Annotated in this window: 17 protein-coding genes; 13 read left to right on the forward strand and 4 right to left on the reverse strand. The window is 73.3% G+C overall.

The features are described from left to right. Window positions 1-206 precede the first annotated feature (206 nt). The 8 genes from ABZX96_RS22130 to ABZX96_RS22165 all read left to right on the forward strand — a co-directional run bounded on the left by ABZX96_RS22130 (window position 207) and on the right by ABZX96_RS22165 (window position 10788). The gene (locus ABZX96_RS22130; RefSeq protein ID WP_355547078.1) at window positions 207-2201 is read left to right on the forward strand and encodes a tetratricopeptide repeat protein; all 1995 of its coding nucleotides are present in this window, start codon (window positions 207-209) and stop codon (window positions 2199-2201) included. Between the two features lie 167 nt (window positions 2202-2368). Next, window positions 2369-3484 carry an alanine dehydrogenase gene (gene ald, locus ABZX96_RS22135; protein ID WP_355546974.1) on the forward strand — a complete coding sequence of 372 codons (1116 nt, stop codon included), beginning with the start codon at window positions 2369-2371 and terminating at the stop codon, window positions 3482-3484. A gap of 342 nt (window positions 3485-3826) precedes the next feature. Then, the gene (locus tag ABZX96_RS22140) at window positions 3827-4990 is read left to right on the forward strand and encodes a ParA family protein (protein WP_355546976.1); all 1164 of its coding nucleotides are present in this window, start codon (window positions 3827-3829) and stop codon (window positions 4988-4990) included. Continuing rightward, a complete protein-coding gene (locus ABZX96_RS22145; RefSeq protein WP_355547080.1) occupies window positions 4987-5580 on the forward strand; it encodes a hypothetical protein in 594 nt (197 codons plus the stop codon). The genes ABZX96_RS22140 and ABZX96_RS22145 overlap by 4 nt, the downstream gene beginning before the upstream one ends. A gap of 630 nt (window positions 5581-6210) precedes the next feature. Next, window positions 6211-7329 (forward strand): ScpA family protein, encoded by a 1119-nt coding sequence (locus tag ABZX96_RS22150; RefSeq protein WP_355546978.1) that lies wholly within the window; start codon window positions 6211-6213, stop codon window positions 7327-7329. Window positions 7330-7601: 272 nt separating this feature from the next. Next, the gene (gene scpB, locus ABZX96_RS22155) at window positions 7602-8192 is read left to right on the forward strand and encodes an SMC-Scp complex subunit ScpB (protein ID WP_355547082.1); all 591 of its coding nucleotides are present in this window, start codon (window positions 7602-7604) and stop codon (window positions 8190-8192) included. Then, window positions 8192-9325 carry a pseudouridine synthase gene (locus tag ABZX96_RS22160; protein ID WP_355546980.1) on the forward strand — a complete coding sequence of 378 codons (1134 nt, stop codon included), beginning with the start codon at window positions 8192-8194 and terminating at the stop codon, window positions 9323-9325. Before scpB ends, ABZX96_RS22160 begins: the two co-directional genes overlap by 1 nt. A gap of 377 nt (window positions 9326-9702) precedes the next feature. After that, window positions 9703-10788, forward strand: coding sequence for a prephenate dehydrogenase (locus ABZX96_RS22165; RefSeq protein WP_355546982.1), 1086 nt, complete (start codon window positions 9703-9705; stop codon window positions 10786-10788). A 115-nt stretch (window positions 10789-10903) separates the two neighbouring features. On the opposite strand, the gene ABZX96_RS22170 is transcribed toward ABZX96_RS22165, so the two are convergent. Then, the gene (locus ABZX96_RS22170; RefSeq protein WP_355546984.1) at window positions 10904-11689 is read right to left on the reverse strand and encodes a metalloregulator ArsR/SmtB family transcription factor; all 786 of its coding nucleotides are present in this window, start codon (window positions 11687-11689) and stop codon (window positions 10904-10906) included. A gap of 215 nt (window positions 11690-11904) precedes the next feature. Here ABZX96_RS22170 and cmk point away from each other — a divergent pair, with 215 nt between their 5' ends. The 3 genes from cmk to der all read left to right on the forward strand — a co-directional run bounded on the left by cmk (window position 11905) and on the right by der (window position 14902). Next, a complete protein-coding gene (gene cmk, locus ABZX96_RS22175; RefSeq protein WP_355546986.1) occupies window positions 11905-12645 on the forward strand; it encodes a (d)CMP kinase in 741 nt (246 codons plus the stop codon). Continuing rightward, window positions 12642-13298, forward strand: coding sequence for a lysophospholipid acyltransferase family protein (locus ABZX96_RS22180; protein ID WP_355546988.1), 657 nt, complete (start codon window positions 12642-12644; stop codon window positions 13296-13298). The genes cmk and ABZX96_RS22180 overlap by 4 nt, the downstream gene beginning before the upstream one ends. A 134-nt stretch (window positions 13299-13432) precedes the next feature. Next, entirely contained in the window at window positions 13433-14902 is a 1470-nt protein-coding gene (gene der, locus ABZX96_RS22185) for a ribosome biogenesis GTPase Der (RefSeq protein ID WP_355546990.1), read from the forward strand. 106 nt (window positions 14903-15008) lie between these two features. On the opposite strand, the gene ABZX96_RS22190 is transcribed toward der, so the two are convergent. Further along, window positions 15009-15317 carry a hypothetical protein gene (locus tag ABZX96_RS22190; protein ID WP_355546992.1) on the reverse strand — a complete coding sequence of 103 codons (309 nt, stop codon included), beginning with the start codon at window positions 15315-15317 and terminating at the stop codon, window positions 15009-15011. 310 nt (window positions 15318-15627) lie between these two features. After that, on the reverse strand, window positions 15628-16449 hold the full coding sequence (locus ABZX96_RS22195; protein WP_355546994.1) for a hypothetical protein: 822 nt from the start codon (window positions 16447-16449) through the stop codon (window positions 15628-15630). Window positions 16450-17108: 659 nt separating this feature from the next. Between ABZX96_RS22195 and ABZX96_RS22200 the strand changes: the two genes are divergently transcribed. Both ABZX96_RS22200 and ABZX96_RS22205 read left to right on the forward strand, forming a co-directional pair. Beyond that, window positions 17109-17774 (forward strand): transglycosylase family protein, encoded by a 666-nt coding sequence (locus tag ABZX96_RS22200; RefSeq protein ID WP_355546996.1) that lies wholly within the window; start codon window positions 17109-17111, stop codon window positions 17772-17774. A gap of 216 nt (window positions 17775-17990) precedes the next feature. After that, window positions 17991-18440, forward strand: coding sequence for a transglycosylase family protein (locus ABZX96_RS22205; protein WP_355546998.1), 450 nt, complete (start codon window positions 17991-17993; stop codon window positions 18438-18440). Between the two features lie 56 nt (window positions 18441-18496). Here the strand turns inward: ABZX96_RS22205 and ABZX96_RS22210 are convergent, their stop codons facing one another. Beyond that, complete coding sequence (locus ABZX96_RS22210; RefSeq protein ID WP_355547000.1) at window positions 18497-19261, reverse strand: ATP-binding cassette domain-containing protein; 765 nt, start codon at window positions 19259-19261, stop codon at window positions 18497-18499. Window positions 19262-19360 lie beyond the last annotated feature (99 nt).

Consider the following 19360-nt stretch of genomic DNA (forward strand, 5'->3'; position numbering starts at 1 on the left):
GGGCCGTGAACTACGCTCGGTCGCGTGCCCGCCCGCGACCGGGGCGGGGCCGTAAGCGCAGGTGGACGGGAGCGTGGCCCGTGACGGATCAGGCGGTGGACGGGCGGCGGGTCCCGTCGAGCACGGGGGGACAGACGGCGACGCGGAGCCGGGGCGGCGGGGCGCGGCCGAGGGCGGGCCGGGCCGGGGGCGCGGCGCGGCCGGCCGTGGAGGTGCGGGCGCCCGTCGAGCCGCCCGCGTTCGTCGGCCGGGAACGCGAGATCAAGGCGTTGCGCGCCGACATCGAGCGCACCGGCCTGGACACCCTGTCCGGCCGCCGCGGCGCCCGCAGCCGCGTCCTGCTGGTCGCCGGCCGCCCCGGCTCGGGCCGGACCGCCCTCGCCGAGGAGCTGGCCCGGCGGCTCGCGGCGGACTACCCCGACGGCCTGCTCCGGGCGCGGCTGAGCGTGCCCGGCGGCGGCCCCGTCCCCACCGCCCACATCGCCCGCGAACTGCTCCTCGCCCTCGACGTGCCCACCCCGCCCGGCGCCTCCGAGGACGAGCTGACCCAGGCGCTGCGCGGCGCGCTGGCCGACCGCCGGGCGCTGCTGCTGCTGGACGACGCGCCGGGCGCGGCGCACGTCGAGCCGCTGGTCCCGGACGCGCCGGAGTGCCTGGTCGTGGTGGTGTCCGAGGGGCCGCTGACCGGCATCTCCGACGTCCGGCCGTGCACGCTGGGCGGGCTGGGCGGCGCCGCCGCGCTCGATCTGCTGGGCCGGTGGGCGGGCCCGACCCGGATCACCGTGGACCCGCGGTCCGCGGAATCCGTCGTCGAGGAGTGCGGCGGGCTGCCCGCCGCCATCATCATGGCGGGCGGACGGCTCGCGGCCCGGCCCAAGGAGTCGGTCGCCGACCTGCTGACGGCGCTGCGCGACGCCCCGGCGGCCGGCCCTCCGCAGGCCCGGCTGCTGCACCTGGTGTACGCGGACCTGCCGCAGCCCCGGGCCCGGACGCTGCGGCTGCTCACCCTGGCCCCGGCCGGGCTGGTGGACGCGCACACCGCGTCGGCGCTGGCCGGGTGCTCGGTCGCGGCGGCCGAGGCGGCGCTGCGGGATTTCGTGGCGCTCGGCCTGCTGCACGCCGTCGCCACGGAATCCGAAGGCGGTGCCGAGGACGGGGACAGCGCGCCGCGCGCCCGCTACCGGCTGCCCGGCTGCCTGTACGCGCCGGTGCGGGCGCTGCTGGACGAGCACGAGCGCCCGGCCGAGATCCGGCTCGCCCGCGCGCGGATGCTGGAGCGGACGGTGCGGCTGCTCCAGTCCTGCCGGGCGATGGCGGAACCGGCCGGTTCGCCGGCCCGGCAGCGGGTGGAGGGGCTGCCGCGTTCGCTGCGCTTCACGTCGGCCGCGACCGCCGCCGCGTGGCTGCGCGAGCGGCGTACGGCGCTGCTGGACGCGGCCCGGATCGCGGTCGCCGACGGTGAACTGGACACGCTGGACCGGCGGTTGATGGCCGCGCTGGTGCGTACGCTGATCGCCCATCAGGGGGACGAGGCCGCCGCGCCGGATCTGTACGCGCTGCACGGACTGGTCCTGGAGGTCGCCGAACGGCGGGGCCTGGCGCGGGAGAAGGCCGCCGCGCTGCTCAACTTGGCCGATCTGGACGCCCGGGCGGGCCGGACGGTGGACGCGCTCGCCCGTTACCGCGGGGCGCTGGACGCGGCGCGTTCGGTGCGCGACCCGATCGCGACCGGCCGCGCGCTGGAGTCAATCGGTGGCGCATACACGGAGTTGGGGGACTGGCAGCGGGCCGCGGACTGGTACGGGCGGGCGCTGGAGCTGCGGTTGGCCCGGGGTGAGGGCGCGGACGCGGCGCGGCTGCACGGCCGGACCGGTGCGGTGCTCACCTACGCGGCGCGCTGGGGCGAGGCGCTCAAGCAGTGGCGGGCCGCCGCGGGTGCCCACCGGCGGCTCGGTGACCTGGCCGGACAGGCGCGGGCGATGGGGGAGGTGGCGCGGGTGCAGGAGTACGCCGGGCGGGCCCAGGAGGCGCTGCGGACCTGCCAGGAGGCGCTGGCCCTGGCGTCGCGGGCGGCGGACCGGCGGCTGGAGGCGGCGCTGCGGCTGCGGATCGCGGACACCTTGGAGAGGCTCGGTGACCCGTCGGCGGCCCGGCCGCACCGCGAGGCGGGTGAGCAACTGCTGCGCGATAACGCTGAGTGACCTGCGAAATCGGTAGTGCAGCCAGTGAAGATTGATGCTTTGCAAGGCTAGACAACAGGAGATCCTTCAATAGACTGGCTGGGCCGCGCTCGCCGCGGTCTGTCCGGTCATGCGTCGCATGTCACGGATTGCCCCCAATAGCTCTCTTATCAAGGACCGTGATCGACGTGAAGGTCGGTATCCCCCGCGAGGTCAAGAACAACGAGTTCCGGGTGGCGATCACGCCCGCCGGTGTGCACGAGCTGGTGCGCAACGGCCACCAGGTCTTCGTCGAGAAGGACGCCGGTGTCGGCTCCTCCATCACGAACGAGGAGTACGTCGCCGCCGGCGCCGCGATCCTCGGCACCGCCGACGAGGTCTGGGCCACCGCCGACCTGCTGCTGAAGGTCAAGGAGCCGATCGCGGAGGAGTACCACCGCCTGCGCAAGGACCAGACCCTCTTCACCTACCTGCACCTGGCCGCCTCCCGCGAGTGCACCGACGCCCTGCTGGAGTCCGGCACCACCGCCATCGCGTACGAGACGGTGGAGACGGCCAACCGCCAGCTCCCGCTGCTCGCCCCGATGTCCGAGGTCGCGGGCCGGATCGCCCCGCAGGTCGGCGCCTACCACCTGATGCGCCAGGCCGGCGGTCGCGGCATCCTGCCGGGCGGCGTCCCGGGTGTCGCGGCGGGCAAGGCCGTCGTCATCGGCGGCGGCGTCTCCGGCTGGAACGCGGTGCAGATCGCCGTGGGCCTGGGCTTCCACGTCACCCTGCTCGACAAGGACATCAACAAGCTGCGCGAGGCGGACAAGATCTTCGGCACCAAGGTGCAGACGATCGTCTCCAACGCCTTCGAGCTGGAGAAGGCCGTCGTCGAGGCCGACCTGGTCATCGGCGCCGTCCTGATCCCGGGTGCCAAGGCCCCGAAGCTGGTCACCAACGAGCTGGTCGCCAAGATGAAGCCGGGAAGTGTCCTTGTCGACATTGCGATCGACCAGGGCGGCTGCTTCGAGGACTCCCGTCCCACCACGCACGCCGAGCCGACCTTCGAGGTCCACAACTCGGTCTTCTACTGCGTCGCCAACATGCCGGGCGCCGTCCCCAACACCTCCACCCACGCGCTGACCAACGCCACGCTGCCCTACATCGTGGAACTGGCCAACCGCGGCTGGGTCGAGGCGCTGCGCCGTGACGCCGCGCTGGCCAAGGGTTTGAACACGCACGACGGCAAGGTCGTCTACGGCCCGGTCGCCGAGGCGCACGGCCTGGAGGCCGTCGAGCTGAGCTCGCTGCTCGGCTGACCGTCAACGTCGCGCGTCAAAGGGGGGTGCGCACCCGGCCGGGCTCCGTGAGGGGTCCGGCCGGGTGCGTTGTCGACACGCCGCGCGCCCGGCTCGGACCGACGAGTCCCCAACTGGCCGTAGACGTACCGCTTCACCCGATTCGTACGCCGTCAAAAGCTCGGTCTGATGGTGCCCGCACCCTTGACATCAGGGCATTCGATTGCCGACACATCCGGCCGGGTCCGGTGGATTGTGTTGCTGCGAACGCCCGACACGCCATAGAGTCGCCAACCGTCGGCATGGTCCCACGCTGACCTATCGATAAGTTTCCTGGTCACGTCCAAGGAGGTAAGACGACTTGTGAATGAGTCGACATTTTCTCCCGGAGGTGGTCGACCAGGAGCGGTTGCGCAGGGCCCGGGGCCTTCGGGGCTCAAGGCTGTCGGCTCCGTCGCTGTCCAGACCTTCGCAGCCCACCAGAGCATGACCACGACAGCCCACCAGAGCATGGACGGCCATCACGTGAACGCCATGGCCGGCGACCAGGGCAGTGGAGATCCCGCCCGGCTCGCCGACTACGACGACCTGCCCGACGGGCACTTCTACGACCCGGACGCGGAGTACGAGCCCGACCCGGAATACGCGGCCACGCTCGCGCCGGACGCCGCGCGCCAGCGCCGCGAGCGCGTCGGCCCGACCGGCCGCCCCCTCCCGTACTTCCCGATCCCCGGACCGCTGACGGACCACGGCCCGGCCAAGATCATCGCGATGTGCAACCAGAAGGGCGGGGTCGGCAAGACCACCTCGACCATCAATCTGGGCGCCGCGCTCGCCGAGTACGGCCGCCGGGTGCTGCTCGTCGACTTCGACCCGCAGGGCGCCCTCTCCGTCGGGCTCGGCGTGAACCCGATGGAGCTGGACCTGACCGTCTACAACCTGCTCATGGAGCGGGGGATGTCGGCCGACGAGGTCCTGCTGAAGACCGCGGTGCCCAACATGGACCTGCTGCCCAGCAATATCGATTTGTCGGCGGCCGAGGTCCAGCTCGTCAGCGAGGTCGCCCGCGAGTCGACCCTCCAGCGGGCGCTCAAGCCCCTGCTGCCGGACTACGACTACATCGTCATCGACTGCCAGCCCTCGCTGGGCCTGCTGACGGTCAACGCCCTGACCGCCGCGCACAAGGTCATCGTGCCCCTGGAGTGCGAGTTCTTCGCGCTGCGCGGTGTGGCGTTGCTCACGGAGACGATCGAGAAGGTGCAGGAACGGCTCAACCCGGACCTGGAGCTCGACGGCATCCTCGCGACGATGTACGACTCCCGGACCGTGCACAGCCGCGAGGTCCTGGCCCGCGTCGTGGAGGCGTTCGACGATCACGTCTACCACACCGTCATCGGCCGCACGGTGCGCTTCCCCGAGACCACCGTCGCCGGTGAGCCGATCACCACCTACGCCTCCAACTCCGTCGGTGCCGCCGCCTACCGCCAGCTCGCCAGGGAGGTGCTCGCCCGGTGTCACGCCGAGTGAGTCTGCCGGGAGCCGACGAACTGTTCCGCACCACCGGGGGGATGGCACTGCAACCGTCCTCGCCGCGCCGGGGGGTCAACGGCTCCGCCACGGCCGACGAGCCGCCGCGGGTCCCCGCCCCGGGCGGTGAGCCCGCTCCGGCGGACCAGCCGGAACCGGAGACCCCGCCCCGGCAGCGGCCGGAGGCGCCCGCCTCCGGCGACGCGCCCGCTTCCGCGCCCGCGGCGCGCGCCGCCGAACACGCCGGGCGCGCGGCGGAGCCGGAAGCGGCCAAGGGCCGCCGCCGGGCCGAACGCGTGGAGAGCGCCGCGGCCCCGGCCGCCGCGTCGCAGACGGCCCCCGCCCGCCGCCGGGCCCGGGCCGCCAACCGGCGCCCCAGCGGCCGGGAACGCCACGACGAGAAGATCACCGTCTATGTCTCCGCCGAGGAGCTGATGGATCTGGAGCACGCGCGGCTGGTGCTGCGCGGCGAGCACGGCCTGGCCGTCGATCGCGGTCGGATCGTGCGCGAGGCGGTGGCGGTTGTGCTGGCCGATCTGGAGTCGCGCGGTGACGCGAGCATTCTGGTGCGGAGGTTGCGGGGGCGGTAGGCCGCCATATCCAGCCTGTCCGGCGTTTGAGGACGCGGTGACAGGGGTCGCGACGGGCTGTCGTTTGTCCGACGACAGCAGCCTGCCACCTGGGAAGGGGCCCGCACCTTTTGGGCTGGGCCCGTCATCTCCAGCCCGTCCGGCGTTTGAGGACACCCCTCTGAGCGTGGGTACGGGCTCTTGGGCGGGTGGTGGGTGATTTTGGGTGCCGGTGAACGCCGGGGGCGTTGTCCTCAATCGCCGGACGGGCTTGATTTTGCCGGGCTGTCGTCCACTCGTGCGGGCGGGGCGGGCTTGATTTTGCCGGGACGCCGTCCACTCGTGCGGGCCGGATGGGCTGGATTTGGCGGACCGCCCACCAGCCGGGCCGGGCGGGCTTGAAATGGAGGACCGCCCACCAGCCGGGCCGGGCGGGCTTGAAGTGGCGGGCCGTCCATCAGCCGAGCCGGACCGGGTTGATTTGGCGGGCCATCGTCCCACGCAGTCGCCCCTCCCTTCCCGCGACCGCACGGCGTCCCCGGTGGCGTGGGGGTGCCGGGGTAGCCTGCCGGGGTACCCGGCAGGGCCGTGGTGCCCCTGAGCCCGTGATCGACCCGCCGCCGTGCGGGAACCGCAGCACCCTGGACCACCATGCCGACGACCGACGACGACGCCCCCGCCTCCCGTACGCCCCGCCGCGTACTCGGCAGGGGGCCCGGCGGCGCTCCGGACGCGGCGGAAGCGGTCCCGGCGTCCGGACTCGCACCCGCAGCCGTCCCGGCGCCCGGCCCCGCGCCGGAGCGTGCCCCGGCGCCCCAAGCCGGTGCCGAGCCCCCCGGCGACGGCCGTTTCACCGTCCGGCTGGACAACTTCGAGGGCCCCTTCGACCTGCTCCTCCAGCTCATCACCAAGCACAAGCTGGACGTCACCGAGGTCGCCCTCTCCAAGGTGACCGACGAGTTCATGGCGCACATCCGGGCCATGGGGCCGGACTGGGACCTGGACCAGACGACCGAGTTCCTGGTCGTCGCGGCGACGCTGCTGGACCTGAAGACGGCGCGGCTGCTGCCCGCCGCCGAGGTCGAGGACGAGGCCGACCTCGCCCTCCTGGAGGCCCGGGACCTGCTCTTCGCCCGGCTTCTCCAGTACCGGGCGTACAAGAAGATCGCGGAGATCTTCAGCGGGCGCCTGGAGGACGAGGGACGCCGGTTCCCCCGGACGGTCGGGCTGGAGCCGCAGCACGCGGAACTGCTGCCCGAGGTGGTGCTCGGCATCGGGGCGGAGAAGTTCGCCGCGCTGGCGGTCAAGGCGATGCGCCCCCGGCCCCGGCCGCAGGTGTACGTCGATCACATCCACGCGCCCCTGGTCAGCGTCCGGGAGCAGGCGGAGGTGGTCGTGGCGCGGCTGCGGGCGGCGGGGTCGGCCGGGTTCGCGGAGCTGACCGAGGACGCGCCGGACACCCTGACGGTCGTCGCGCGGTTCCTCGCCCTGCTGGAGCTCTACCGGGAGCGGGTGGTGGCGCTGGACCAGGACGAGCCCCTGGGGCCCCTGACGGCCCGCTGGACGGGCGGGGAGACGGCCGGGGCGGTCGTCACGGACGAGTTCGATCAGGCGGACGGGACTCCGGACGGGACGCCTGACGGGAACGGCTCCCGGACCGCGGCGCGGAACGCGCGGAACGTGCGGGAGGTCACAGCCGCCCGGCGGAGCGGGGTCGCCCCGAGGGAACGGGCGACGGAAGCGACAGAGACAGAGGTGGAACGGTCGTGAGCGGCGCGCAGGAGCGTACAGCGCGGATCCCCGGGCCCCCGTCCCCCACGGGGGAGGCCGGGCCGGAGATCGAGCGGTCCGAGACCGGGCGGCCGGAGAGCGGGTGGACCGAGCCCGGGCGGCCGGAGATCGAGTGGTCCGAGACCGCGCGGTCGGACGGCGAGTGGTCCGAGCCCGAGCGGCCGGAACCCGGCGCCGAGCGGCCGGACCCCGGCACCGCGCGGCCGGACCCCGGCGCCGAGCCCCCCACCGGAGCGCTCGGCCTCGCGGATCTGGACCTCAAGCCCGCCCTGGAGGCCGTCCTCATGGTCGTCGACGAGCCCGCCACCGAGGCGCACCTCGCGAAGGTGCTGGACCGGCCGCGCCGCGCGGTGGCGCTGGCGCTGCGGGAGTTGTCGGACGAGTACACGCGCCAGGGCCGGGGCTTCGACCTGCGTCTGGTGGCCGGCGGCTGGCGGTTCTACACCCGGGCCGCGTACGCGGACGCCGTGGAGAGCTTCGTTCTGGACGGGCAGCAGGCCCGGCTGACGCAGGCCGCCTTGGAGACCCTGGCGGTGGTCGCGTACCGTCAACCGGTCAGCCGTTCCCGAGTCTCGGCCGTACGCGGTGTGAACTGTGACGGCGTGATGCGCACCCTCCTCCAGCGCGGTCTGGTGGAGGAGGCGGGGACGGAACCCGAAACAGGTGCGATCCTGTACAGGACGACGAACTACTTCCTGGAGCGGATGGGCCTGCGCGGCCTGGACGAGCTTCCCGAACTGGCTCCGTTCCTCCCCGAGGCGGACGCGGTCGAGGGGGACTCCGCGGAAGGTGTCCCGTCGTTCGACGTAGACGACAGCGGCGACTCTCAGACGGATCATTGATGCGAAGCAGCGGCAGGAACAGCGGGAACCGGAACAACGCGGGCGGCGGTGCCCGTCCCCGGTCGGGCGCGGGCGGACGCGACGGCCAGGAGAAGCGCGCGCGCCGTCCCCGTCCCGAGGAGCGCCGCTACGACGTGGACTTCGGCGCTCCGGGTGGCGGCGGCCGGGACGGCGAGCGCAAGGGCGGCCGGGGCGCGGCGGCCCGCGGCGGCGCCAAGGGCGGCCCGCGCACCAGCCCCAAGGCCGGCGCCAAGGGCACCGGCGCCCGGGGGACCGGCGGCAAGGGCGCCCCGCAGCGCGGGCGCGGCCAGGCTCCGGCCCGCCCCCGCGAGTACGACGCCCAGATCGAGGAGCGCAACCGCGCCCGCCACAACAAGCCGCAGGTCAAGCTGCCCAAGACGTTCGGCGAGCAGGAGGGCGAGCGCCTCCAGAAGGTGCTGGCGCGGGCCGGCATGGGCTCGCGGCGGGCCTGCGAGGAGCTGATCGAGCAGGCCCGGGTGGAGGTCAACGGGCGCATCGTCATGGAGCAGGGCGTGCGCGTCGACCCGGAGAAGGACGAGATCAAGGTGGACGGCCTGACGGTCGCCACGCAGTCCTACCTCTTCTTCGCACTGAACAAGCCGGCCGGCGTGGTCTCCACCATGGAGGACCCGGACGGCCGCCAGTGCCTGGGCGACTACGTGAACAACCGGGAGACCCGGCTGTTCCACGTCGGCCGCCTGGACACCGAGACCGAGGGCATCATCCTGCTCACCAACCACGGCGAGCTGGCCCACCGGCTGACCCACCCCCGGTACGGCGTCAAGAAGACCTACCTCGCCGCCATCCAGGGCCCGCTCCCGCGCGACCTGGGCAAGCAGCTCAAGAACGGCGTCGAGCTGGAGGACGGCTACGCCCGCGCTGACCACTTCCGCGTCGTGGAGAACACCGGCAAGAACTACCTCGTCGAGGTCAGCCTCCACGAGGGCCGCAAGCACATCGTGCGCCGGATGCTGGCCGAGGCCGGGTTCCCGGTCGACAAGCTGGTGCGGACGGCCTTCGGGCCGATCGCGCTGGGCGACCAGAAGTCCGGCTGGCTGCGCCGCCTGACCAACACCGAGGTCGGCATGCTGATGCGCGAGGTCGAGCTGTAGGGAGCACCGGCCGCCCCGGAGCCCCGCCGTCCCCCGTCGCCGTCGTGGTGGCGGGGGACGGTTTTTCGTACGCGTCCTCTCGTTATTCCGTTCTCCCGTCCCAGGCTCCGTTCTCTCTTCCCCGTTCTTTGTTTTTGCTTCTGTCTCTGCCCCCGTTCTCTTCTCCGTCTCCGTTCCCTCTTTTCCCATGTCTCGCGTCTCGCCGGCCGGGCGCCCCACGCGTCCGCCGGGCGCGGCTGGCTAGGCTGGCGGCGAGCCGGTGTGCCACCGGTACGAGCGGGACGCAGGGGAGACGAGAGCGTGGCGGTAGGACTGGGCCGGGCGGCCGAGCGGCGGGAACGGGACGGTGCGGCGGCGCCGCGGAAGGGCGTCGCCCGGTGAAGACCGCGATCGTCATAGGAACGGGCCTCATCGGCACCTCGGCGGCCCTCGCGCTCCAGGCCCGGGGCGTGCGGGTGTACCTGGAGGACCACGACCCGACGCAGGCCCGCACCGCGGAGGCCCTGGGTGCGGGCACCGCCGACTCCCCCGAGGCGCCGGTGGACCTGGCGATCGTCGCGGTCCCGCCCGCGCACGTCGCCGCCACCCTCGCCGCCGTCATAGGGCGCGGCCTGGCGCGGGCGTACATCGACGTGGCGAGCGTCAAGGGCGGCCCGCGCCGGGAGCTGGAGGCGCTGGACTGCGACCTGACCGCGTACCTCGGGACGCACCCGATGGCGGGCAAGGAGCGTTCCGGCCCGCTGGCCGCCACCGCCGACCTCTTCGAGGGGCGGCCGTGGGTGCTGACCCCGGCGCCGGACGGCGACACGGAGGTGCTCAACCTGGCGCTGGAGCTGGTCGCGCTGTGCCGGGCGGTGCCGGTGGTGATGGACCCGGACGCGCACGACCGCGCGGTGGCCCTGGTCTCGCACACCCCGCAGCTCGTCTCCAGCCTGGTCGCGGCGCGCCTCCGGGACGCGGACGAGACGGCCGTACGGCTCTGCGGCCAGGGCATCCGGGACGTGACCCGGATCGCCGCCTCCGACCCGGGCCTGTGGACGGAGATCCTCGCCGCGAACCCCGGCCCGGTGGCCGACGTCCTCGCCGAGGTCGCCGCGGACCTGGAGGAGACCGTACGGTCGCTGCGCGCGCTCCAGTCCGCGGACGAGGAGCGGTCCGGCGGCGGCCGGCGCGGCATCCAGGACGTGCTGCGGCGCGGCAACGCCGGACGGGAACGGGTCCCCGGCAAGCACGGCGCGGCCCCCGCCGCCTACGAGATCGTCGCCGTCCACATCGGCGACCAGCCCGGCGAGCTGGCCCGGATCTTCGCCGACGCCGGCCGCGCCGGGGTCAACATCGAGGACGTCCGCATCGAGCACGCGACCGGCCAGCAGGCGGGCTTCATCCAGCTCATGGTCGAGCCGAAGGCGGCTCCGGCGCTGGCGGACGAGCTGCGGGCCCGAGGATGGTCGATCCGGCGCTGACCAGCGCTGCCGGGAAGGCGCTGACCAGCCCTGTGGGGAAGGCGCTGGTCAGCGCTGTGGGGAAGGCGCTGACCAGCCCTGCCGGGAAGCGGGTCGGTGCCGAGGGGGGAAGCGGTCAGGCCTTCTCAAGGATCGTCTTCAGCTCCGACAGCATCATGATCCAGCCGCCGCTGACGCCTTCGAGCATCTTGGAGTCGGCCGAGGTGAAGCCGTCGTGGGTGATGGTGAGTTTCACGCCCATCTCCGGCTCCTCGGCCGGCTCGATGTCGAAGGCGACCTTCGAGCGCTCCTTGACGGCCTCGGCGAACTCCGCGTCGCTCATGCCGAACATCTCCTGGTGCATCGGCTGCAGCGTGTGCCAGGTGTAGGCGAGCCGCTTGCCGGGCTCCGACTCGGTGACGACCTGGCCCAGGTCCTGCGGTTCGCCGCCGTCCTCGACCGGCCACAGCACCTTCGAGCCGGCCTTCCAGTCGGAGGAGGGTGCCCAGCCGCCGTGGTACTGCTTCAGGAACTCCGGGCTGGTCAGCCCCTCCCAGAGCTTTTCGGGCGTGGTGTGGATGTAGATCGTGTAGACGAATTCGGGCTTGCTCATCGCTGTTCCTTCCAGGGCGTGCTTCAGATTGCCGAGCGCGGCCACCCGGTCCCGCTCGTACTTGCCGATCCAGCGGTCGGCCATGTCGTGGATGGGCACGGGGTTGAGGTAGTGCAGCCTCTCCCGGCCGTGCCGTACCACCGTGACCAGGCCCGCGCCCTCCAGCACCGCCAGGTGCTTGGCCACCGCCTGCCTGGTCATCTCCAGCCCCGCGCACAGCTCGCGCAGGCTCTGCCCGGTCCGCTCGTGCAGCCGGTCCAGCAGCCGCCTGCGACTCCTGTCCGCGAGCGCCTTGAACACGTCGTCCATGTCGGCCTACCCCCTCCCCACCAGATTGGTAACCAATTGGTTGCATGTCAAACGGGCAGGTGGCACCGCCCGGCCGGGAGCCGCGACGCCCCGGGGTATGAGCGACTGCCCGTCGGCCCCGGTGGTGCCGGACGGGCTGTACGGGGCGCCGTCGCTTGCCAGTAACCTTGTCCGGGGTCATGTCCCATGACCCTCGTCCCCCTGCCACAAGGAAGGTGCCCGACACCGTGGAAACCGCCGCCCGGACCGCTCCGGCCGCTGTGATCGTCGCGATCGACGGTCCCGCGGGCACGGGCAAGTCCAGCACGTCCAAGGCAGTGGCCGCCAAGCTGGGACTGGGGTACCTGGACACCGGCGCTCAGTACCGGGCGATCACCTGGTGGATGCTCACCAACGGCATCGACGTCGGGGACCCGGCCGCCATCGCGGACGCCTCGGGCAAGCCGCGGATCGTCTCCGGCACCGACCCGGCCGCCCCCACCATCAGCGTGGACGGCCTGGACGCCGCGGGCCCGATCCGCACCCAGGAGGTCACCGCCGCCGTCAGCGCCGTCAGCGCCGTCCCGGAGGTGCGGGCCCGGATCACCGAGCTCCAGCGCGCCATCGCCGCCGAGGCCCCGCACGGCATCGTCGTCGAGGGCCGGGACATCGGCATCACCGTCCTGCCCGACGCCGACCTGAAGGTCTTCCTCACCGCCTCGCCCGAGGCGCGCGCCGCCCGCCGCAGCGGGGAGCTGAAGGGCAAGGAGGCCGCCGACCTGGCCGCCACCCGCGAGGCGCTGCTCAAGCGCGACGCGGCCGACTCCTCGCGCAAGACGTCACCGCTGGCCAAGGCCGCGGACGCGGTCGAGGTGGACACCACCGACCTGACCCTGGAGCAGGTCGTGGAGTGCGTGGTGACGCTGACCGAGGCGGCGATGTCCGCGAAGGCGGAGGCCGGACAGGCGGCGACGTGACCGACGGCGGCACACCGCCGAGCCCGGCCGGCGCCGCGGTCGGCCGGCGGATCGGCATCGGCCTGATGTACGGGCTGTGGAAGCCGCGGGTGCTGGGCGCCTGGCGGGTTCCGTCCGCCGGTCCGGTCATACTGGCGGTCAACCACTCGCACGGCATCGACGGGCCCATGCTGATGGGGACGGCGCCGCGGCCGGTGCACTTCCTGATCAAGAAGGAAGCGTTCGTCGGACCGCTGGACCCGTTCCTGCGCGGCATCGGGCAGCTGAAGGTGGACCGGAGCACGACCGACCGCAAGGCCGTCACCGACGCGCTGGACGTTCTGGCGCGCGGCGGCGTCCTGGGCATCTTCCCGGAGGGCACCCGGGGCGAGGGCGACTTCGCCTCGCTGCGCGCCGGGCTCGCCTACTTCGCCCTGCGCTCGGGGGCGCCGGTCGTCCCCGTGGCCGTCCTGGGCGGCGCCGAGCGGCGCAGCCGGGTCATACCGGCGGTGCCGCCGCTGCGGGGCCGCGTCGACGTGGTGTTCGGCGAGGCGTTCGCGGCGGGCGACGGCAGCGGACGGCGGACGCGGACGGCGCTGGACGAGGCGACCGCCCGCATCCAGGAGCGGCTGACCGCCCACCTGGCCGGGGCCAGGCGGCTGACCGGGCGTTGACCGACACTGGTACCGGGTCCGGGACGACGGGCCGGCCCGGGCCGGAACACAACGAGTAGTGGGCCGCCACGGCCCATCGACGACCACACGCGGCGGTAGCCGCGAACCGACTGCGTGAACGAGGAACGGACTTCATGAACGACCAGATCCCCACCGGCGACGGGCACGGCGCGCTTGACGACGCCGAGTACTCGGAGTTCATGGAGCTCGCCGCGCAGGAGGGCTTCGACCTGGAGGAGGTCGAGGGCGACATTGCCGCGGCCGGCCACGGTCCGCTCCCCGTCCTCGCCGTCGTCGGCCGCCCGAATGTCGGCAAGTCGACTCTGGTGAACCGCATCATCGGCCGCCGCGAGGCCGTCGTCGAGGACCGGCCCGGCGTCACCCGCGACCGCGTCACCTACGAGGCCGACTGGAACGGCCGCCGCTTCAAGGTCGTGGACACCGGCGGCTGGGAGCAGGACGTCCTGGGCATCGACGCCTCGGTCGCCATGCAGGCCGAGTTCGCGATCGACGCCGCCGACGCGGTGATCTTCGTCGTGGACGCCAAGGTCGGCGCCACCGACACCGACGAGGCCGTAGTCAAGCTGCTGCGCCGCGCGGGCAAGCCCGTCGTGCTGGCCGCCAACAAGGTCGACGGCCCCTCCGGCGAGGCCGACGCCGCCATGCTGTGGTCCCTCGGCCTCGGCGAGCCGCACCCGGTCTCCGCGCTGCACGGCCGCGGCACCGGCGACATGCTGGACGCCGCGCTGGACGCGCTGCCCGAGGCCCCCGAGATGACCTACGGCGGCACGGCCGTCGGCGGCCCGCGCCGGGTCGCGCTGATCGGCCGCCCGAACGTCGGCAAGTCGTCCCTGCTCAACAAGGTCGCCCGCGAGGAGCGGGTGGTCGTCAACGAGCTGGCCGGCACCACCCGCGACCCGGTCGACGAGCTGATCGAGCTCGGCGGCAAGACCTGGAAGTTCATCGACACCGCCGGCATCCGCCGCCGCGTGCACCTCCAGGCCGGCGCCGACTACTACGCCTCGCTGCGCACCGCGGCGGCCGTGGAGAAGGCCGAGGTCGCCGTCGTCCTCATCGACGCGAGCGAGTCCATCAGCGTCCAGGACCAGCGGATCATCACCATGGCGGTGGAGGCCGGCCGGGCGCTGGTCATCGCGTACAACAAGTGGGACACGCTGGACGAGGAGCGCCGCTTCTACCTGGAGCGGGAGATCGAGCGCGACCTCGTGCAGGTCCCGTGGGCGATGCGGGTCAACGTCTCGGCGCGCACCGGCCGGCACATGGAGAAGCTGGTGCCGGCGATCGAGACCGCGCTGGCCGGCTGGGAGACGCGGATCCCGACGGGACGGCTGAACGCCTTCCTCGGCGAGCTCGTCGCGGCCAACCCGCACCCGATCCGGGGCGGCAAGCAGCCGCGCATCCTCTTCGGCACCCAGGCGGGCACCAAGCCGCCGCGCTTCGTGCTCTTCGCCTCCGGCTTCCTGGAGGCGGGCTACCGCCGCTTCATCGAGCGCCGGCTGCGCGAGGAGTTCGGCTTCGAGGGGACGCCCATCCACATCTCGGTGCGGGTGCGCGAGAAGCGCGGCACCAGCAAGAAGAAGTAGGCCCCGCTTCCGCGAGGCATCAGAGAGAAGAAGCAGGACCCGCTTCCGGAAGAATCCGGAAGAAGGGGCCGGGCAGGTGAGCGGCGGTGGCGGACGGCCCCGCCGCTCACTGCTCCGCGGACCAGTCGCCGCCGGGCGGCAGCGCCGCCGGGACACGGGCCCTGGCGTGCTGCGGCCGGTGCGGCAGCCGGCCCACCAGCTCCCAGTCACCGGTCGAACGGGTCGTCCGCCGCCAGATGCCGCGCAGCGCCTCCGAACTCAGCTCCTCCTCGCCCGTGCGGTCCCCGGGCAGCGCGCGGAAGGAGCGGCGGTACTCCGCGTACAGCGCGTCGAAGATCGGCGTGGCCGAGCGGCGGGGTTCGGTGGGCGGTGGCGGGATCGTCACCGACGCCCGTACGTCGTAGGACGGACGCATGCCGGGGATGGGCTGGGGAGAGGGGACGCGGGGCGGAGGTTCGTAGGTGTGCACGTCTGTGCCAACGACCCCGTGCCGCGCGGGATGCGGGCTCGGCCCGGAATACGGTGATCACACGGGGGCCCGTACGGAGGCGGGCGTAGGGGGTACGGGCCGGTTGCGGGAGGTGGGCGTCCGGCAGCGGGGCCCGATGGCGGGCCGTCGTCGCCGGACGGTCGGGGGCGGGCGGTTTTTCCGGGCGGATCCCGGCGGGTGTCTTCGCCGGTTCCGCGTCGGGGTGTCTTCGCCGGTCCTGCGTCGCGGCGTCCGCTCAGGTGCCCGCGAGGGGCATCGACGCGGCGACGAGGGTGCCCTCGGCGACGGCCTTCTCCAGGGCCTGGCGCATCAGGTCCTCCCGGGGCTGGTGCCCGACCGAACCCGCCGGGGCCGCGTAGACCAGCACCGTCCGCGTCTTGCTCGCCGCGGTGCGCCACCCCTCCGTGACGGCGAGCGGCTGGTGGGCCTGCCACCAGGCGGTCTGGGGTCCGCCGAGCACGCCCGGCTGGAGGATCGCGTGCAGCCGGCCCATGGCCACCAGCACCGACCACCCCGTGTTGACGGCGGGCAGCGTGGCCATGTCCGTCACCGGCAGGAAGCCCTGCTCGATGAGCAGCGGGAGGAAGTCGTCCCCGGGGCCGGTGGCGCCGGGGCGGGTGATCGGGCCGCCCGGTTCGACGACGAGGGCGGGCCGGAGGTCGTCCGCGACCAGGACCAGGCCGCAGGTGACGCCCAGGGTGGCGTGCCCGGGGCCGGAGGGAGCGGGCGGGTCGAGCGGTGGGGCCAGGGGGCCCTGCGGCGCGGCGGACGGGACGGGGTCCTCGCCGGTGATCGAGCGCACAGCTCCTTGGAGCTGTTCCTCGGAGACCGGGACGACCTGGGACGGGATGCACGCCGCGTGGGCGAACGCGAGCACCGCCGTCTCCTCGCCGATGAACAGAACGGTGCTGGTGCGCTCCCGGTCGCTGTTGCCGGGGCCGCGGCAGGACGTGCAGTCGTAGTTGCCGGGGGCGTTGTCACCGGCCAGCAGGCGGTCGGCTTCCTCGTCGCCGATCTCGGCGCGAACGTCGTTGCTGACGTCGAGCATGCGGGGCACGGGTGGCTCCTCGGTCCGGTGGGAATGCCGGGTGGTTCCCGACTCGTAAGGAGACAACGGGCGATCTGTGGCCAGGGTCACGCGTGCCGGGGGAAGGGATCGCTCCATTCGTCGCGCAGGGTGAGGCGAGGGCCGGAACCCCTCACTCCCTGCCAGTCCGTGTGTCCCACACACATGTTGGAATGGTGAGGTGGGTCACATAACTATGAAGGGCCGGGGTGGTAAATACGGAAATGAACGGATGAAAAGCGTGTCCGGAAAACGCTGATACCTCTGGTAACCGGTAACTGGCCTGGAAAGACGCCGCTTCGGTTGAAAACGGGGCACAAGGCTCCCTACATTCTCCGGCCGTGTGCACCGAGCACCGCCCGGGGACGCCCGCCGTCCACATCAAGAGCCATAAAGGCAAGTCTGTGCACGAGAGTTCGACTGCGATCGAGTGCAGCAGCATCAATGCGGGGATGTGAACGAGACAGAAACGGTCACGCACGAGCGAACGCTTGACGAGTGACCGCGTGCGGGGAACCGCGCCGCCCAGCCGGGCCGGCGCCGTACCGCACGGCCCGCGGCGGGCGGGTCGGCGTGGCCCGCGGACGCATGGACGCGTCCGCGCCGCGCCCTCTTCAAGGGGGAACCCCGGGTCCGCGGAGAGGGATTCCATGCCTCTTTCGAAGGGCTTCATACGTCGTGACATCGCAGTGCTGGCCGGGGCGGCTCTGGCGGCCCCCCTCGCGCTGCTGACCGCCACCGCGGAACCCGCGCGAGCGGCGGATGGTGGAGTGTGGGACCGCATCGCCCGCTGCGAGAGCGGCGGCAACTGGAGCATCAACACCGGCAACGGCTATTACGGCGGACTCCAGTTCAGCCCCAGTACCTGGCGGGCCCACGGCGGTACGGCCTACGCGCCGACCGCGGACCGGGCCAGCCGGGCGCAGCAGATCGCCGTGGCCACCCGGGTCCAGGCCAGCCAGGGTTGGGGTGCCTGGCCCACCTGTTCGGCCCGCGCCGGAGCGTACGGCAGCGCCCCCGCCGCACCGAAGGCGTACGAGAGCAAGCGAAAGACGTACAAGAACGGTCGCCAGTCGTACGGGAACGGACGCGGACAGGCGTCCGGCGAGGTACGGAAGAAGACCTGGGGCCCCACCTGGCGCGCCGATCGCGGGCAGGTGCGGAAGGGCGGCACGTACGTCGTGCGGCCGGGCGACACGCTGAGCCGGATCGCCGCGGCACGCGGGGTCGGCTGGCGCCAGCTGTACGCGGTCAACCGGGCGGTCGTGGGCGGCAACCCCCACGTGATCGTCCCGGGTCAGCGGCTCGTGGTGTGAGCCGGGCCGGGGCCTGGGCCGGTCTGGACCGGGCCCCGGCCGGGGCCGGGTGCCGGTGGCGCTGACGCGTTCCGGGTGAGCGCCCACCGTCGTTCCCGGACATGCGGCGCGTTTTCGAGGTGTCCCACCCGGATGTTGCATCGACCGGGTGGGACACCGGCGCGTCGGCGGGAGCGGTGTTCATCGGAAGAACGTTTTTGCTTAGCGTGTCCTGCCATGTCTCACCATTTGCTGACACCGGTACGGGGAGCGCGCCGAAGGAGTCCGCTCCCGGCGGCGCTCGTGGCGCTCCTCGTGGCGTTCCTCGCCTGGGGAACGGCCGGCGCGGGGGACGCCGACGCCGCCGTACCGCAGCCGGGACGGGTCCCGTTCGGCTGTGCCGGGGCGCAGGGGCCGTGGAACTGCCTCGCCGAGTGCGAGAGCAGCGGCGACTGGCACGCCAACACGGGCAACGACTACTACGGCGGCCTGCAGTTCCAGCAGTCCACCTGGGAGCAGTACGGCGGGCTGGCGTTCGCGCCACGGGCCGATCTGGCCACCCGCGAGGAACAGATCGCGGTCGGGCGCCGGGTCCAGGAGCAACAGGGCTGGCGCGCCTGGCCGCACTGCTCGCGGCGTTATCAGCTGAGGGGGGAGCGGCCAGGGGGTGCGGACGCGGTGAGGTGAGGTGGGGATCGGGGGCGGGGTCGCGGTCGGGTGGAGATGGCGAGGGCCGCGGGGTGTCAGGTCTTGTCGTCGCTCCCGTTCCCCGCTTCCCCCGGTTGGGCTTCTCCTCGTGGGGCTTCTCTTCGTTGGGCTTCTCCTCGTTCGATCTCGCCCGGTTCGCCGGCGAAGACCACGGTGCCGCGGCGCAGCTCGTACACGAGGGTGGCGGCCCGGCGCAGGGAGGGCGGGAAGGACTGCTCGGCGAGGAGGACGGTGCGGCCGGGGCCGGCGCCGTCGGGCGGTCCGGGGGCGGCCGTGGCGGAGGCGAGGAGGGCGTGCGTGCGGGCCGCCGTGGCGGGGGACATGCCCTGCGTCGGCTCGTCCAGGAGGAGCAGGCGGGCGGGGGAGAGCAGGGCCCGGGCGACGGCGAGCATCCGCTGCTCGCCGCCGGAGAGCGTGCTCGCCCGGCGGGGCAGCAGCGGGCGCAGGGCCGGGTAGGCGTCCAGGGCGGCGGCGTACGTGCCGTCCGGGGAGGCGAGGGAGAGCTGGTCGGCGACCGGCAGCGAGCCGAAGACGGCGCCCTGGTCCGGGACGAGGGTCAGTCCCCGGCGGGCGCGGACGTGGGCCGGGGTGCCGGTGATGTCGGTGCCGCGCCACAGCACGCTGCCGGACGTGAGCGGAACCGTTCCGGCCAGGGCGCGCAGGACGGTGGTGCGGCCGGAACCGTTGCGGCCGAGGAGGACGGTCAACCGGGCGGCCGGGACGAACAGGTCGATGCCGTGCAGGGCTTCCAGGGGCCCGTAGTGGACGCGGGCGGCGCGGAGGGCGATGGCGATGGTCATGGGAGAGCAGTTTTCGGGGCCGTGAGGTCGCGGGCGGCGCGGCGGGGGATGTCGGCGGTCATGGGAGGACGGTTCCCGGGCTGGTGAGGGCGCGGGTGG

The organism is Streptomyces sp. NPDC003077 (assembly GCF_040611095.1).
Lineage (GTDB): Bacteria > Actinomycetota > Actinomycetes > Streptomycetales > Streptomycetaceae > Streptomyces.